The 15345-nt window shown below is 54.4% G+C and carries 15 protein-coding genes and 1 pseudogene; 12 read left to right on the top strand and 4 right to left on the bottom strand.

Annotation, left to right across the window (positions count from 1 at the left end):
- Nucleotides 1-120: 120 nt before the first annotated feature.
- The 3 genes from GBEM_RS14325 (at nt 121) to GBEM_RS14335 (ending at nt 2803) form a co-directional block, all read left to right on the top strand.
- A complete protein-coding gene (locus GBEM_RS14325) occupies nt 121-1056 on the top strand; it encodes a cytochrome c biogenesis protein ResB (protein WP_012531300.1) in 936 nt (311 codons plus the stop codon).
- Entirely contained in the window at nt 1043-1873 is an 831-nt protein-coding gene (locus GBEM_RS14330) for a cytochrome c biogenesis protein (protein WP_012531301.1), read from the top strand. Before GBEM_RS14325 ends, GBEM_RS14330 begins: the two co-directional genes overlap by 14 nt.
- Before the next feature lie 270 nt (nt 1874-2143).
- A complete protein-coding gene (locus GBEM_RS14335; RefSeq protein WP_012531302.1) occupies nt 2144-2803 on the top strand; it encodes a choice-of-anchor N protein in 660 nt (219 codons plus the stop codon).
- 127 nt (nt 2804-2930) lie between these two features.
- Here the strand turns inward: GBEM_RS14335 and modA are convergent, their stop codons facing one another.
- The gene (gene modA / locus GBEM_RS14340; RefSeq protein ID WP_012531303.1) at nt 2931-3674 is read right to left on the bottom strand and encodes a molybdate ABC transporter substrate-binding protein; all 744 of its coding nucleotides are present in this window, start codon (nt 3672-3674) and stop codon (nt 2931-2933) included.
- A 440-nt stretch (nt 3675-4114) separates the two neighbouring features.
- Here modA and GBEM_RS14345 point away from each other — a divergent pair, with 440 nt between their 5' ends.
- Both GBEM_RS14345 and GBEM_RS14350 read left to right on the top strand, forming a co-directional pair.
- Entirely contained in the window at nt 4115-4678 is a 564-nt protein-coding gene (locus tag GBEM_RS14345; RefSeq protein ID WP_012531304.1) for a radical SAM protein, read from the top strand.
- Nucleotides 4608-5249: an SPASM domain-containing protein gene (locus tag GBEM_RS14350; RefSeq protein ID WP_169308689.1), complete on the top strand. Its 642-nt coding sequence runs from the start codon at nt 4608-4610 to the stop codon at nt 5247-5249. Before GBEM_RS14345 ends, GBEM_RS14350 begins: the two co-directional genes overlap by 71 nt.
- 66 nt (nt 5250-5315) lie before the next feature.
- On the opposite strand, the gene GBEM_RS14355 is transcribed toward GBEM_RS14350, so the two are convergent.
- Nucleotides 5316-5717: a winged helix-turn-helix transcriptional regulator gene (locus GBEM_RS14355; protein ID WP_012531306.1), complete on the bottom strand. Its 402-nt coding sequence runs from the start codon at nt 5715-5717 to the stop codon at nt 5316-5318.
- Between the two features lie 97 nt (nt 5718-5814).
- On the opposite strand from GBEM_RS14355, the gene GBEM_RS14360 reads away from it, so the two are divergent.
- The 4 genes from GBEM_RS14360 to GBEM_RS20800 all read left to right on the top strand — a co-directional run bounded on the left by GBEM_RS14360 (nt 5815) and on the right by GBEM_RS20800 (nt 9123).
- Nucleotides 5815-6672, top strand: a complete 858-nt coding sequence (locus GBEM_RS14360; protein WP_012531307.1) for an SDR family oxidoreductase — start codon at nt 5815-5817, stop codon at nt 6670-6672.
- 228 nt (nt 6673-6900) lie between these two features.
- Nucleotides 6901-7764 (top strand): transposase, encoded by an 864-nt coding sequence (locus GBEM_RS14365; RefSeq protein ID WP_012531308.1) that lies wholly within the window; start codon nt 6901-6903, stop codon nt 7762-7764.
- 50 nt (nt 7765-7814) lie between these two features.
- The gene (locus tag GBEM_RS22105; RefSeq protein ID WP_083770269.1) at nt 7815-8237 is read left to right on the top strand and encodes an alginate export family protein; all 423 of its coding nucleotides are present in this window, start codon (nt 7815-7817) and stop codon (nt 8235-8237) included.
- Nucleotides 8238-8334: 97 nt separating this feature from the next.
- On the top strand, nt 8335-9123 hold the full coding sequence (locus GBEM_RS20800) for an alginate export family protein (protein ID WP_226373975.1): 789 nt from the start codon (nt 8335-8337) through the stop codon (nt 9121-9123).
- Here GBEM_RS20800 and GBEM_RS21840 read toward each other — a convergent pair.
- Entirely contained in the window at nt 9019-9507 is a 489-nt protein-coding gene (locus GBEM_RS21840; RefSeq protein ID WP_041262790.1) for an EamA family transporter, read from the bottom strand. The genes GBEM_RS20800 and GBEM_RS21840 overlap by 105 nt on opposite strands.
- A 711-nt stretch (nt 9508-10218) precedes the next feature.
- Here GBEM_RS21840 and GBEM_RS21620 point away from each other — a divergent pair.
- A pseudogene (locus GBEM_RS21620) lies at nt 10219-10346 on the top strand (ATP-binding protein); the annotation flags it as partial.
- A 78-nt stretch (nt 10347-10424) separates the two neighbouring features.
- On the opposite strand, the gene GBEM_RS14380 reads toward GBEM_RS21620, so the two are convergent.
- Nucleotides 10425-11363: a LysR family transcriptional regulator gene (locus tag GBEM_RS14380; RefSeq protein WP_012531310.1), complete on the bottom strand. Its 939-nt coding sequence runs from the start codon at nt 11361-11363 to the stop codon at nt 10425-10427.
- A gap of 416 nt (nt 11364-11779) precedes the next feature.
- Between GBEM_RS14380 and GBEM_RS14385 the strand changes: the two genes are divergently transcribed.
- Entirely contained in the window at nt 11780-12124 is a 345-nt protein-coding gene (locus tag GBEM_RS14385) for a hypothetical protein (RefSeq protein ID WP_012531311.1), read from the top strand.
- Between the two features lie 57 nt (nt 12125-12181).
- Nucleotides 12182-15235, top strand: coding sequence for an InlB B-repeat-containing protein (locus GBEM_RS14390; protein WP_012531312.1), 3054 nt, complete (start codon nt 12182-12184; stop codon nt 15233-15235).
- Nucleotides 15236-15345 lie beyond the last annotated feature (110 nt).

The following is a 15345-nucleotide window of genomic DNA, read 5'->3' on the forward strand; positions in this document are numbered from 1 at the left end:
TTTCCAGGGTCATCGTGTAATTTCGGGGAGGCCGCCCTTTGGCCCCCCTCCCCTTGCGGGAGGGGGTTAGGGGGTGGGGGCAGGTGCCATCACGCGAACAGGCCTTTATTCGGAGCAGTCATGGTAGTCGGTTTCATCGGCAGCAAGAAGGTTGCGGTCTTTTTACTCGTGCTGGTGCTCATCATCTTCGTTTATGAGGGGGTAACCCAGCAGGTAACGGCAAAAATACTACTTTGCGGCGCATTCCTGCTGGCAGCAAACCTCGTCTGTTGCATATATCTCAATGCGCGGAAAGTGGCCAAAGCGAGCCTGCGCCAGATGGGATTCGTCACCTTTCATGCGGGACTTCTCGTCATCCTGCTGGGAGGCGTGGTCAGCTATTACACCTATTCGGTTGGATATGTGGAAGTCGCCGAAGGGAACAGTTTTAGCGACGAGCGCTCCAGTTACAACGGCTGGAAGCAGCGGTTCGGAAGCAGGAAAGGGACCGGCGTTCAGATTGGCGTGAAGAAGATTCACCTGAATTTCTGGGAAAACGGCCAGATCAAGGAATATACGAACCTGGTAGTCATCGGGGATGGCGGCATGGAAAGGGAAGCGGTTCTGGAAGTAAACGGATCCGTGCGGCACCGCGGCCTGCTGATAAACCTCGCACGTTATTTCGGCCTCGCGCCTCACTTCGCGCTGGAAACAGCGCAGGGGGAGAAGGAAGGCTACATATATATCAGCGACACAGCCAAAACCAACACCTTTACCATCCCCGCCCTGGGGTACGAGGCCACCGCGGCCTACCGGAACATCACCGACCGAGCCGTCGCTGTCTCGGTCAATACTCCCGGGAAGGGATGGGTGAGCCGAACCATGGTTGCCGGCGACGTACTCGATCTGGGCAAAGGGCGGTTGAAACTCACCGGCATCTCCCTTTGGAACGGTATTACGGTGGTAAAGGACTCGGGAAAAGAAATCACCTTTGCCGGATTCGCGCTCTTTCTTGCCGGCTTGCTGATGTATTACCTACGTTTTTTCCAGGAGGCTTTGAGAAGTGGCAGAGATTGAAAAGTTGCTGTTGTTTGCCGCAATAATCACCTGCGGCGTGAGTTGCGTATTCCACATCATTGGCTGGATTTTTTCCAAAGATACTGTCTTTAGCATCGGGAAAGGGCTGATCTGGCCCTTTCTTGGCCTCGTTACCGGAGCGATTGCCGTGCGTTGGCACCATCTTGGCCACGGACCGTATATCACCCTCTACGAGGTCCTGCTTTCCAACGTCTGGGTTGCCACGGCATTGTATCTCGCGGTCACCTTCAAGCGCAAAGCCCTCGATGCCATAGGGGTCTTTGCCATGCCGATCATACTTCTCACCGTTGGGGCAGTCGTGATGTCCCCGTCTCAAGCTTCCAACCTCACCCCTGCCTACAAAAGCGTCTGGCTGATTCTGCACATTTGCTTTGCGAAGCTCACCTACGGAAGCCTCGTCGTTGCTACGGCACTCTCCATTTCCATACTTCTCAAACGGTATGCGGCAGAGAAACACCGCTTCATGATGCGGTTGACCGAGCCAGAACGAGCCGACCGGCTCTGTCACAAACTCATCGCCGCGTCACTGATGTTTGCCTCGATAATGATCGTCTCCGGTTCCATCTGGGCGAATCAGCTTTGGGGGAAGTACTGGGGATGGGACCCGGTGGAAGTCTGGTCGCTGATCACCTGGATCGTATACGGCCTGTATCTCCACCTGCGCATCACCTACCGTTTCAAGGGGGTTCCCGCCGCGGTCTACTGCATCAACTCGTTTCTGGTTTCTGCGGTTTCCTTTTTCATCATGCCCTACGTTTTGAATACCGTGCACAACAGCTTCATGTTCGCGAAGTAGAAGAAGGTTCCTGCCCTGCCGTGACGAAATGCTTTACAACTCACTGTCGATTTCTTTTACACACCGTAAGCATTCCCCGCAGGAATCATTGGAATATTCACACTTTAGCAGCACTACGGATCTTGCGCGTCTCCCAATTTTTCAGTCATTTCAAACAAATGTATAAACGATAGGTATATAGTCCGACGTGGCTACGGGATGGATTATAACATGGCATGCCTACTGCATTTGCTGGAGCATCTGTTTAATCAATGAATGAGGGTATATGCCATGAAAAAACTCGTATTAGCAACTGTCTTAGCGCTCTCCTTGATAGCAACCCAAGCCTTTGCTATCCCCGCTCTGCAGCTGTACATCCCGGGAGCGACTTACCTCAGCGACACCTGGGTCATCGACAGCAACAATTTCGAATTGTGGGTGATCGGCAACGGTGCCAAAGAGCCCATCTCCGGTGTGTACCTGGCCGCAGCATACGCGACCGGAGAGACCGGAACGATCAACATCACCCGTACGGGCAGCAGCACCAGCCTCGCCGTTGCTCATAGCGGAGGCGACGGAACCGTGCCTCTTTTGGGTGGTGGCGCCAGTCTGGCGCCCCACGACCCGTGGGGAGCCGGAACCAGCTGGTACTCCTACCTCTTGGGTGATTTCACCTCCAAGGCCGACACCATTTACGACTACACCACCGGCACTGCGGACCAGGGTACCGGCCAGATCAACAAGTACAACGTAGACATCGTCGGTTACGCAAGCGGGCTGCACTTCGACGCTTACGACCACATCGAAAGCGGAAACCACACTAGATACATCTTCGCTCCTTTCTCACATGACGGTGAGAATACCAACCCCGTTCCGGAACCGGGCACCGTGGTTCTGCTTGGCGCAGGTCTTCTCAGCCTCGCCATTTACGGCAAACGCCGTCGTAACTAGTAACCACAGCTGAACAGTACAGACCATCGCCCCAACAAGCGGTGGAATTGAGAAACCCGGCTTTCATGGCCGGGTTTCTTTTTTTCAAGTCGTATAGTACGTTTGATCAAGAGTTGCTATGTTAACTTCAGTGGGACGCGAAACCGTATTTGGCAAGTACCGCCTTGGCCTCGCCCCCCATTAGGAAAGCAAAGAAGTCGGCTGCCTCCTTATTTCTCCCCCCGGCTGCCGTGAGCGCCATGGGATACACCACCCTGGGATAAAGCTCCTGAGGAACAGTAAAGAGTATCCTCGCTTTTTTCGCCTGCAGAGCATCTGTGCGGTACACAAAGCCGCCGTCCACTTCGCCCCGCTCCACGTACATGAGGCATTCGCGCACATCCTTTGCCATGACCAACTTCTTCTCGATCTGCTTATCCAGTCCCGCTTTTTTCAGCGCCTCGGCGGCATACTCACCGGCTGGGACACTCTTCGGGCTACCAATAGCAATGCGATCCAACTTGACCAGATCCCGTAGCGAGGTCGCCTTGCCCGGAGTGCCTGCAAAGACAAGGGTGTTGTAAGTAAAGGTTCCGATCCTGCCGGGATCGACCAGTTTCTTCGCCTTGAGATAGTTCATCCATTCGACATTGGCCGAGACATACAGGTCTGAGGGAGCGCCGTTTTCGATCTGTTTGGCGAGTTGTCCGGACGCCGCGTAATTTTTCACGAACTTTACGCTGGGGTGCTTGTGGGAATAGCTGTCGGAAAGCTCGTTAACCACCTCCTTGAGGCTTGCAGCCACGAAAAGGTTGACCTCGCCGGCTAGGGCGGGCGAGACAAAAAGGGTGCAGCAGATAAGGGTGAGCATCGACTTCTTGAGAGAATGCATGATTCCTCCATGTTGCAGTGAATAAAGGGCGTCAGTTCGCTACATCGTTGTCTGTCACTGCAGTGCAACTCGTAAGATTGCCACTAAGCCTTCTGCTCGATACATACTTTCATTCCTGCCTTGGTACGCGGTGCCATCACTTCGTTATGAAGATAGTACACAACACATGCCATGACCCCGCTAGCAGAATAACTTATTAAAAACAAAGAAAACAGTTAGGCATTAAGCAATCAAATCTACAAACGGCTGTCTGTTTTTTGTTCTGTTATGCCGACAAACCCGGCAGCTCCAGAGCCTGTCTGCCCCCTTCTTTCAGCACCTTTGGATAGAACGATCTAATTTTAGATGCCTTGCCTCAGAATATTAAATCGACAATATTTAATTATCGAGTATAAATTTTTTTCGCTAATATCACGCTCGATACTTAAGGAGGTTAAGTCATGGCAGAGAAAAAGACAGAAGATATCCTAAAAGATGTAAAACCGATTGAGATCTCTTACAGCGAGAAACTGAAGGAGGATCCGGCGTTCGTGTTGGCACTGATCGAAGACCCTGTGAAGGCGTTTCGCGCATATGGCTACAACGGTGACGAGAAGATGATGAGCATAAATGGGGGGGGGGAGCCCTTTCTGCGGCAGGATATCCTGACTTTGCTCAGGTACGCCGCCGCGAAAGGGATCCTTCTCTCCTTCTCCACCAACGCCTCTCTGGTCACCGAGGAGGTCGCCTCTGCTCTTTATGAGCTCAGGAATTCCCTGTTCTACATCCAGATGAGTCTTTACGGCGAGAGCAGGGAGACCTATGAGGGAGTCACCGGTTCCCGCAACAATATGGAACTGGCACTGAAAGGGCTGGCAAATCTGGTCGAAAGGGGACTGGATGTGGCTGTGCTGACGGTGGCGACTGCCGAGAATGTGGACAGGATTCCCGAGTATGGTGGCGCGCGAGTATGGAATAAAGGAATACAGGTTGGCTCCCGAGGTGTCTTTAGGGAGATCGGCTGACAAGCCGAATATCCGGAAGGCGGATGAGGCGGGTGTATGGAGCAAGCTGGTTGCCTCGCTTGCCAGGATCAAGGAGAACATGGTCGAGGGGGACCCTCCGCTCTACTTGGATGCGAGGCCGCTGTTCGGTGAATACCTCTACAAGGTAACCGGTTTCGGAAATTTCTACGAAAATTGCACGGCCGCCACCACCATGATCTATCTCGACCCATCTGGGAATGTATTGCCATGCCCCTTCCTGAAGCAGTTACCTCCGGAACTGGGAAAGCTGTACAGCCACATCAAGTCAAACAACATCATGAAGAGTAGCTTTCAGAACATCTGGCATTCCGACGCATTTGAGACATTCCGGTCCTATTACGACCCTGGCAAGAACCTTTTCAAGATCAACAAGGAGTGCAAATTTTTCAAAAAGGGAACCTGCATCCCTTGCGCCGTGACCCCGTGCAATTGTGAGGCCTCCATCAGGGCGCTGAAGTCGGAGCTTGCCCCCACCCCCAAGACCGCGAATAGTTGTGAATCGGACTTGAAGTTTGCCCCTGCATCGGCGTCTAACCCTGGCCCACCTTAACTTGTAACCTGTCAACATTCCGCGACAATGGTTCTAAGGGTCTCAGGCCGCAACCTCTTTGCCCCCCTACCTGTCCGCTCCCGGGTGCACTGTCCGCTTAAGCACCATGATGGCCGGCAGGTTGCTTTCGATCCAGTCTGCCAGGGCCTCTACCTTCTCTCCTATGGCCCTTCCCAGCGGGGTCAGCGAGTATTCAACGTGAGGCGGCACAACCGGATAGGAAATCCGGTCGACGAATCCATCCCTCTCCAGATATTGGAGGGTCTGCGCAAGCATCTTTTCACTCACTCCTCCCACTTTGCGCCGCAGCTCGCTGAAGCGGTGCGTCCCTTCCATCAGTGCGACCAGCACGAGAACTCCCCATTGGCTGGTGACATGCTTCAGGATCTCCCGGGACGGGCACTGTGTGGAGAGCAGCTCTCCGCGGCGCAACTGGTCCGACAGAGTGACGACTTCGGATTCAATCATGACACTTACCTTTTTGTGCGTACTTACTTTTTGTAATCGTTGTTGCTATGCTTCACCTGTAACACAGATCGCATGCACACATAAAGGAGATACTCATATGATCGTCGTCACTGGAGCCACCGGACAGTTAGGGCGCCTCGTCATCGCATCGCTTCTCAAAAAAGTACCAGCCTCCCGCATCGTCGCCGCGGTACGGAACCCCGACAAGGCCAAAGACCTTGCCAACCTCGGCGTCCAGGTTCGCCGGGCCGACTACGACCTGCCCGAGAGTTGGGAAAGCGCACTCGTCGACGCCGAGAAGGTGCTACTGATCTCTTCCAGCGAGGTTGGCAAGCGCATCGGCCAGCACCGCACCGTCATCGATGCGGCCAGAAGGGCCGGCGTGAAACTTCTCGCGTACACCAGCCTGCTGCGGGCCGATAGCTCCCCCCTCGGACTCGCCGCCGAGCACGTCGCCACCGAAACCATGATCCGCGACTCCGGTATCTCATTCGTCATGCTACGTAACGGCTGGTACACCGAGAACTACGCCGCCAGTATCGCTCCGGCGGTCGAGCATGGGACCTTCTACGGCTCCGCCGGCGACGGCCGGATCGCGTCGGCCGCCCGCGCCGACTACGCAGAGGCCGCCGTTGCCGTGCTCACCACTGAAGCGGAGGGGGGACGGGTCTACGAACTGGCCGGTGACACAGCCTACACACTCAACGAATTCGCCGCCGAGATTTCCCGCCAGTACGGCAAGCCGGTCAACTACGTCAACCTCCCCGAGCTCGAGTACAAGAAGCTGCTCGTTTCCGTTGGGCTTCCTGAGCCGTTCGCAGCTCTCCTGGCCGATTCCGACAGCGGCGCCGCAAAAGGGGGACTCTTCGACGATAGCCGTCAACTGAGCACCCTGATCGGCAGGCCGACCACCGCCCTGGAGGCGGTGATAGCCCAAGGCAAAAAAGGCGCGTGAAGCGCCCGGCTTGCCTCTTCAAGATTCCACGCGCAAAAAAGCCCGCCGTGCTACTCGGCGGGCTTTTATTCACTCGAACACTATAAGCTGGGTTGTGGTCTCGGATTATTAGGCGGTAGCCGGAAGTGACCCCTCCGCGGCCTGGGGGTCAAGTCTTGTTTATTGCTCATTTTGTGGTTCAATAGGCTTAATAGCAGCTAATGTCACAACATGTGCGGAGCAATTGCGATGGCGCGACCCTTACGCATTGAATTCCCTGGTGCAGTCTACCACCTCACCTCCCGCGGCAACGAACAAAAGAATGTCTTCCGCGACGACAAGGATCGCACGATCTTTCTTGATATTCTGGCAAGATCCTGCAACCTCTTCAACTGGCTCTGTCATGCATACTGCCTCATGGGGAACCACTACCACCTTATCGTTGAGACGGTGGATGACACTTTAAGCAGGGGCATGCGGCATCTAAACGGGGTCTATACTCAGAAATTCAACTGGAATCATCACAGTGTTGGTCATGTTTTCCAAGGAAGGTACAAGGCGATCCTAATCGAGAAAGAGAGCCATCTCTTAGAAGCCTGCAGATATGTCGTGTTGAATCCAGTAAGGGCAAAGCTCGCTGCAGACCCTGCTCAGTGGCGATGGAGTAGCTACAAAGCGACAAGTGGTCTTGAAAAACCAGCAGCTTGCCTTACAACAGCTTGGATCCTTCAACAGTTTGACCAAAAGCCGACCAGCGCCAACAAAAAATATAGGGAGTTCGTTCAAGACGGTATAAACGCAAGGTCGATATGGGAGGACCTCAGGTCGCAGATACTGCTGGGCGATGAGGACTTTGTTGAGCAGTTTAAAGATATAGCAAAGGGAGTAGAGGCATTGACAGAAATCCCGCGCGACCAGCGATTCTTACAGCGCCCAGATCTTCAGGAACTCTTTTCTGGAATTGATAAAGACAACAAAAGGCTGCGAAAAAACGCAGTAATAGAGGCAATAGAAGTGCATGGCTATGCACAGAAGGACGTTGCAGACCACCTGGGGTTGCACTATTCCACGATCAACCGAATCTTAGGCAATAAACGAAACCAGGACAGCTGATCGACACTCATCATGAGCAAGAATAAAGACCTGACCCCCAGGCTGCTGATATAACTAGCGGCGATAAGGACCCCAACAACCCCGACCTGCAAACCTTCAACCCGCTGTTCCCGAAAGGCGCCTATTTCAGCGAGAACGGGCTGATCGGTCCCGCCAACTTCATCGATGTCAATCCCTCAGTAGTATTCCACTTCCTAAAAAACCTTACCGTCACTGCCAACTGGGACTTCTTCTGGCGAGAGAGCACGCGTGACGGCATCTATAACAACGCCGTGGTCCTAGTTCGTTCGGGGAAAAGCAGCTCTGCCCGATACGTCGGGAGCGAGCCGCAGGTACAATGTGAATGGAACGTGCAACGGCATGTCAGCCTAGTAGCCATTTACGCCCACTTCCTTGCAGGACCCTTCCTGCGGGAGTCGGGGCCTGGCGATGACGTCGATTACTTTACGACCTGGGTCACTTACAAGTTTTGAGCAGCGGGCAGGCAATAAACGATACCAGGGCAGCTGATCGACTCTTATCTCGACAGGTACATGAGCAAGAATAAAGACCGGACCCCCAGGCTGCCGGATAGCGACCCGCCCGGCGCAGACCGACGAACACACATTCGACGACGGCACCGATCACCGTCGGGCCCTTTGGGGTGTCTACTCCGTCTTTCCCTTGCCGGCGGCTACCAAAACTAAGGCCGATCTATATTACCTCGGTTACTACAACGGCAACGCCGGGTTTGATCAGGGGCAAGCGAAGGAAACCCGCCACTCGGTGGGGGCCAGGCTTTGGCGGGCCGAGAAGCCGCTCGACTACAACTTCGAATTCCTTTACCAGTGGGGAAGTTTCGGCGACGGCGAGATCAGTGCCTGGACCGCAGCTTCTGATACCGGATACTCAGCTGCAGATCTCCCCTTTTCTCCTCGATTTGGGTTGAAAGCGGATATAACTAGCGGCGATAAGGACCCCAACAACCCCGACCTGCAAACCTTCAACCCGCTGTTCCCGAAAGGCGCCTATTTCAGCGAGAACGGGCTGATCGGTCCCGCCAACTTCATCGATGTCAATCCCTCAGTAGTATTCCACTTCCTAAAAAACCTTACCGTCACTGCCAACTGGGACTTCTTCTGGCGAGAGAGCACGCGTGACGGCACCTATAACAACGCCGTGGTTCTAGTTCGTTCGGGGAAAAGCAGCTCTGCCCGATACGTAGGGAGCGAGCCGCAGGTACAATGTGAATGGAACGTGCAACGGCATGTCAGCCTAGTAGCCATTTACGCCCACTTCCTTGCAGGACCCTTCCTGCGGGAGTCGGGGCCTGGCGACGACGTCGATTACTTTACGACCTGGGTCACTTACAAGTTTTGAGCAGAGGGCAGGCAATAAACGAAACCAGGGCAGCTGATCGACTCTCATCTCGACGTATATGAGCAAGAATAAAGACTTGCCCCCCAGGCTCAAGAATAAAGACTTGACCCCCAGGCTCCCGGTCAAAAGCCCGATCAGCGTCATCAGCCCCAAGTCGCCGCGGGAAACGTGGAGCATCTCTTTACCCTGCCTGGCCCAGCAGATCGAGAACAACACAGGGAGGGAAAATACGAGCCGGAAGAATCCGATCGACAGGGGATTGGTCGAAGCCAGGTGATAGATGGTTTTGGTGGAAATGCCGACAGTGCCCCACAGGACTGCGGCAAGCATAATCAGAAGTAGCCCGCGGCGCGACTCGGCGCGGGCAGCGTTTATGGACTGCATGGGAAATCTCCTTGAAACTCAGTTGAAAGGGAACATCTGAGATCAAGGCAGTAAGGCGCAACTCTAGTGGGAACGCAGTACGCGAACTGGAGGGGGTAACCGGCCAGACTGCCTTGTTAGGCGAGAATGGCTGAGGGCGGGGGTAATATGCTGGAGAAGGGATAGTACATGCCGACGTATATAGCAACAGCCGGTGCCGGTTGTCAAAGAGATTCTCGGTCCACAGCCCCTAACTGCATCGCACACGGATTTAAGGCGAAAACAAAAACGATAACTGCAGATTAACACCCTGCAAAATCTTACATCTTTAGTTGTTTCTACCTGCCGCTATCCGTTGTTTCCGTTGAATCCGTGTGCGTGCCGTTGATCTTGCGCTACCCTGGATTTCAGGGGACACAATACCTATGGATTTCCGGGACACAATACCTATAATTTTGCAACACATGAGGGACAGAAGATTGGTCCCCCGACTTCCGTGCCACACCACTCATTTCTGCGGTTTCGCCGGCCTACCAGGATGACCTTTACTGAGGTCCCGTCCCGTAATCGCTTCCATTCTTTCTAGAAAGTTCTGACTTCCCACAGGCCTGCCAGTCTTTACTCCAGCTCGAACTCTGTCGCTTGCCTCAGCATCCTCTTCTTGAAGCAATTCGCCCCAGTCCTTCACCAGTCCTAGCAACGTCGGGTAGAGGACGTCGCTGATCATCACCAGGAGAACGGCCACAGGTTTTCGGCGACGGCAAGATGACCACGGCACTCCTGGACAGGGTCACTCAGCACTGCAAGATCATCGAACGGGAAACGATAGCTGGAGAATCAAGACCAGAATCAAGAACTGAAAACTGCTACCTGGGGTGGGTCAATGTTGGACGCGGATGGTGGGTCAACTTTCAAAGCGGATTGACACCCTGCGTGGGCTAACTCTGTAGTAACGGGAGCCAGAGAAAAGGTGAAATCGCAGCGATTTTCGTAATGTCAACAATCGCGCCAAGGAGTGACCTGATTTTGTCGTCATTGCACTTCTCCTGCTTTATAGCGACGGTAATTCTTCTAAAATGATTGAATCCCTCGATGCTATGCGCCACAAGCCGTCTCTTGTCTAGATGATCTACAACAAGGGCTTTAGAAACAAAAGCGATCCCCTGTCCAGTAAGCACAGACTCTATCATGAATTTCATATCATCACATACTATCACTCCCTTGAAATCGCTCAGTTGCAGAGAGCATTTATTCAGGTTTTCGGAAAGCATATCCCTGCAACTGCAGCCTTCGACACGGGCGATTATCCGGTTATCAAGCAACCAGGAGAGCGGGGAGTCGTATGAAGTAAGCTCCGGAGCACTGTTACTGATAAAAACCATCTCATCGTCAGGGAGTTCAAATGTTTTGAGACCGGAGAAATCAAGATTACCGTTGTGCTCAATCGCAGTGATATCGAAAAAGCCGCCTTTCAAACCATCCAGCAGCGCTTTCGGGTGTTGAACAAGAATCTTAAGATTTGCACCTTCGGAATGAGACAGAAAAGAATTATTCATGATGTTCGACATATGATTGACAGCGAACGCGACAGTGGTGCCGATGGACAGCGTCCGATCCCCTCCCAAATTCGCAACATCCTCAATGAGATCATCTTCGAGTTGCACAATCCGCTCAGCCTTTTTTAAAACCCGCAGGCCCATATCCGTGGGCATCAGCTCTGTTCCGGAGCGATCGATCAGGCGCCCCCCGAAATGGTCTTCGAGAAACTTGACCCGGTGGGAAACCGCCGACTGGGTCACGTTAAGAGCAGTAGCAGCTTTGGAAAAGCTCTTTTCCCGCAATACCGTAATGATTGTTCGTAGATACTCGATGTCCATAGTTTCGCTCTCTCCTGCCGTGGTTCCAAAATTTGCAACCTTTCACCCGAAACGGCCAATGAACCTTCGTAATGGATACATGAAAATTATTGATACAGAAACCTCTCCTTTGGGTGATTTCGCACTAACCATTCAGCCGATCCGCAGCTTTGTAGATACTGTGAATTTGAAACCTCGCCCACAGAGGCCTCAAAAAGCTTTGGCATTGTAAATGTAATATTAGCTACGACAGACTTAATCAGAAAAGTATTAATTTTGATATGAGCAAGATTCATACCCTCATATTCCAATAATTGCATACTACGTTATCAATGGCAATGACAAAACCCGCTCCATTAGGGGATGCAAAGCCACAAGCCCCGGACCCTCCAGGAGGTTCTGGGTTGCAGGTGAAACCAAAAAAGGAGGAAGGACAGATGAAGAAACAGCAGAAGACGCTGCTAACGGCTCTGTCGGTATGTGCCTTCGCCTTTGCCGCGGCCGCAGGAGCGGACCTGGCAAAAGCGTCGACGTACCACAAGACCGATTCAGCAGGGGCAGTACCCCTCAAAGACCGGACGGGGAATCTGATACCGGTCGGCAGCACCACTCCGTACAGCCCGGAAAAAACCTGTGGTACCTGCCACGACACCAGCCTCATAACCCAGGGGTACCATTTCCAGCAGGGGAAAGGGTTCTCAAACAGCGACATTAGAGTATCGGACACATACAATACCGCGAAGCCCTGGCTTCTTTCAGACGGTATGTATGGAAAGTGGTGACCGCCGTCTTCGGACTCGAGCCAGTTGGCTCGGAAGAGCAATACCAGCAGCACCCAGATGGACAAGACCTCTTACTTCTTTACCGCCAACTGCGGCGCCTGCCACCCCGGTGGCGCGGCTACGCAATATGACCGCAATGGTAACCTCTACTTCAATAGAACCACCAACCTCTTCGGTTATCTCGGCGGCGTCGCGGCACTGACGGATCCGGCCGCCAAGCTGGATGGCGACTACGGATTCATCAACCCCAGCACCGGAGTGCCAGGAACGGCAGCATGGAGCAAGACCGGCATCATGGAACCGGACTGCCTCATGTGCCACATGAACAAGTACGACACGACCACAAAGACAGTCGTCGATGCCACGAAAAACTATGTGGTATTCAACAACAACGACATGGGCGCAAGCTGGCACAAGCGTGCCGCCACAGCCCGCGGTATCTCGGTTGCGGGCGTTGCCAACTTCGATTCGGCCGCGACTCTTGGCGCCGGATGGGGGCAGGTAACCTACGCCACCACCGTTGCTGACGGCACACCACCGATGGCAACGGCAATTACCATCAACTACGGCCTCGGCACCACCGCCGGCACCCTTGTTGCCGACAGCGGCAATAATTATGTGATTCCGACAGGCGTCATCGGCGCTGCCGGGAACGCCAACTGCCGCGGCTGCCACACCTCTCCCGACGGCAAGAAGTCGGGGCGCACCACCCTTGCCACCACCGACGTCCACTCGGCCCTGGCCTGCACCCGCTGTCACGCAACCCCCAATACGGGGACAAAGGACTCCCTCGGTGTCGCGACGGGGAACACCCACCAGGTTGGCAAGGGGAACATCACCATCGGCACCATCCGCAACGACCTGGATAATACGGTGAAAAGCTGTGAAAACTGCCACCTCGATGGTGGTGACGCCGCAGCGCCGAACCCGTCCGCGGCACACCTCAACAAGGTTCCAGGTTCCCACATGAACTTCCTGAACTGTCAGGTATGCCATATCCGCTTCGTCAGTGCCGGCAGCACGACTGCACCGACGATTCCGGAGCAGGTGATCGAGATGGCTTCCAACGGCACCCAGAACATCTCGAAACTGAACGCATACCTCGGAACCGACCCCCTCGACCCCACAAAGAACCTCGTCGATCTGACCGGCCAGCCCTTTCGCTGGTACCCCGGCCTCAAGTGGTGGGGTAACAAGATCACCACCGTCAAGCCCCTCTACACCGCATGGTTCGGGGAATGGATCAGCGGAGAGGGTAGTGCAGCGGTGATCAGGCCGATTAATCTTCGGCTTGTTCGCAAGGGAATGACGGACCAGTACGCCCAGAATGTGGCCCGACTCGCGTCGCTGCCGCTGACTGCGGGGACGCAGGTTGCCAACGGGGCCCCTATCCTGCATAGGAAGGAGGAGATAAAGGCGGCTCTTGTGAGAATGAGCACTGTCACTGACACTGCCGGCACCTCCAACGACAAAATCGCCACCAGACCCGTCCTGGTCCGCGCCGACAAAGTCTATTTCCTGAACGCCGCAGGCGAAGTCGAGTATTTCGAGAGCACCGTTGCAGAAAGCCATGACTTCGCAGTGAATCACAACGTCGTTGCGAAGCGCGACGCGGCTAACCCAGTCGTCAAACCTGGTCCGTACGGTTCCGGCGGTTGTACGGACTGCCACGGGAACAGCTCTCCATTCTTCCATGGAATGCAGCTCGCGGAGCCGGCCCAGTACGATTATCTGGACGAAGCAGGCACCGTTGCCAATACGAATGCCGGCAAGCCGATCTATAAGCCGCACTACAAGACCATGGGCTATACGGAGTTCAGGGCCAAGCAGCTGACAGCAGACATCGTCCCGGCGATCACCCGGGTTATTGGGCAAGGGAGCGTGGCGGTCAGCGAGGGAGCCAACAGCTGCACCACCGCCGGCGGCAATGAATGCGCCATCGGTGCTACACCCGCCTCCGATGTTACCTTTACCGCGACTTCGGCACCTGGACAGGCGTTTGTGAAATGGTCAGGGTGTACACCGTCACAATCGGATCCCCTTTCCTGCACGGCCAATGTCGGCACACCGGCATCTGGCGCAGAAAACCGCGGCATCCTGGTAACGGCGACATTCACTGAGCCAGCAGCCCCCGCGCCGCCGCCGGCAGTCACAACTTTTACCCTTTCCGCTTCATCGGTCACTGTCGGCGGCACAAAGGGCGGCACACTTGGAGCAACATCAATTGACGTTGCATCAGGAAGTGACTATTTCATCAGTGTCCGCCCTGAAGCCGGCTACACAGTAACGGCTGCCACCGTTGACGGTGCGGATGTACTCGGCGTCGTACGCGCAGACGGCGGCTATCCGTTCACAAACATAACAGCAGCCCACACTTTTGTGGTGACTTTCACTGCAGACGAGGCATACACCGTTACTGTCGGGGCAACTAGCAACGGCACCGTGACTCCAGGCACCGAGTCGATAGTAAAAGGGAAAAGTGCCACCTTCTACTTCACCCCTGCAGCCGGCTATGCTATCCGCGACGTCAAGGTTGACGGCACATCTGTTGGGACTCCCAGCTTTTTCACCTTCGCAGATGTGGCGACAAACCACAGCCTTGATGTTACTTTCGGCAATGCCGTCACCTTGGCCACCACCGTCACCAATGGCAGCGTCAAGATCAACGGTACGACGGCAACCGCCAGTACTTCGGTTGCCTCTGGCTCCAAGCCTCAGATTGACGTGGTGCCAAACGCCCACTACAAACTGTACCGACTCCAGGTCGGTGGTATCAATGTCACTGGCAGCGCAGTTAAGAATGCCGATGGCTCATATACCTATGCACCGGCCAATGCCATGCTTGCAAACACCACAATCAGTGCCACGTGCTCTGCAATCTACTGGGCGCTTAACGGCACTGCGGGTGCAAACGGAAGGATAGGCGTCAGCTCTACCCAGATCATGGATGGCAATAGTTACTTTATAAACATAACGCCAGACAGCGGTTACAAGATCGAAACCGTGACTGACAATGGAACGGATGTAACGACGCAGGTTAGTAATGGCGGGTATAATGTCGCCAACATTACAACAAACCATGCAGTAGCGGTAACTTTCGTAGCGAAATAAATCGGACCGAAGAAGCAGAAGGCCTCCGGAAAATTTCCGGAGGCCTTTTCCAGAGGTCTTCACGCATTACACCCCACCCAGGCAGATTGGGCATCGGGGGCATCGGGGGC

Origin of the sequence: Citrifermentans bemidjiense Bem (genome assembly GCF_000020725.1) — a bacterium.
GTDB lineage: Bacteria > Desulfobacterota > Desulfuromonadia > Geobacterales > Geobacteraceae > Geomonas > Geomonas bemidjiensis.

Excerpts from the sequence above, each read along its gene's own strand:
- modA (WP_012531303.1), bottom strand. The coding sequence starts at position 3,674 with ATGCATTCTCTCAAGAAGTCGATGCTCACCCTTATCTGCTGCACCCTT.
- GBEM_RS14345 (WP_012531304.1), top strand. The coding sequence starts at position 4,115 with ATGGCAGAGAAAAAGACAGAAGATATCCTAAAAGATGTAAAACCGATT.
- GBEM_RS21840 (WP_041262790.1), bottom strand. The coding sequence starts at position 9,507 with ATGCAGTCCATAAACGCTGCCCGCGCCGAGTCGCGCCGCGGGCTACTT.
- GBEM_RS14325 (WP_012531300.1), top strand. The coding sequence starts at position 121 with ATGGTAGTCGGTTTCATCGGCAGCAAGAAGGTTGCGGTCTTTTTACTC.
- GBEM_RS14390 (WP_012531312.1), top strand. The coding sequence starts at position 12,182 with ATGGACAAGACCTCTTACTTCTTTACCGCCAACTGCGGCGCCTGCCAC.
- GBEM_RS14355 (WP_012531306.1), bottom strand. The coding sequence starts at position 5,717 with ATGATTGAATCCGAAGTCGTCACTCTGTCGGACCAGTTGCGCCGCGGA.
- GBEM_RS14360 (WP_012531307.1), top strand. The coding sequence starts at position 5,815 with ATGATCGTCGTCACTGGAGCCACCGGACAGTTAGGGCGCCTCGTCATC.
- GBEM_RS14385 (WP_012531311.1), top strand. The coding sequence starts at position 11,780 with ATGAAGAAACAGCAGAAGACGCTGCTAACGGCTCTGTCGGTATGTGCC.
- GBEM_RS14380 (WP_012531310.1), bottom strand. The coding sequence starts at position 11,363 with ATGGACATCGAGTATCTACGAACAATCATTACGGTATTGCGGGAAAAG.
- GBEM_RS14365 (WP_012531308.1), top strand. The coding sequence starts at position 6,901 with ATGGCGCGACCCTTACGCATTGAATTCCCTGGTGCAGTCTACCACCTC.
- GBEM_RS14350 (WP_169308689.1), top strand. The coding sequence starts at position 4,608 with ATGGTGGCGCGCGAGTATGGAATAAAGGAATACAGGTTGGCTCCCGAG.
- GBEM_RS14335 (WP_012531302.1), top strand. The coding sequence starts at position 2,144 with ATGAAAAAACTCGTATTAGCAACTGTCTTAGCGCTCTCCTTGATAGCA.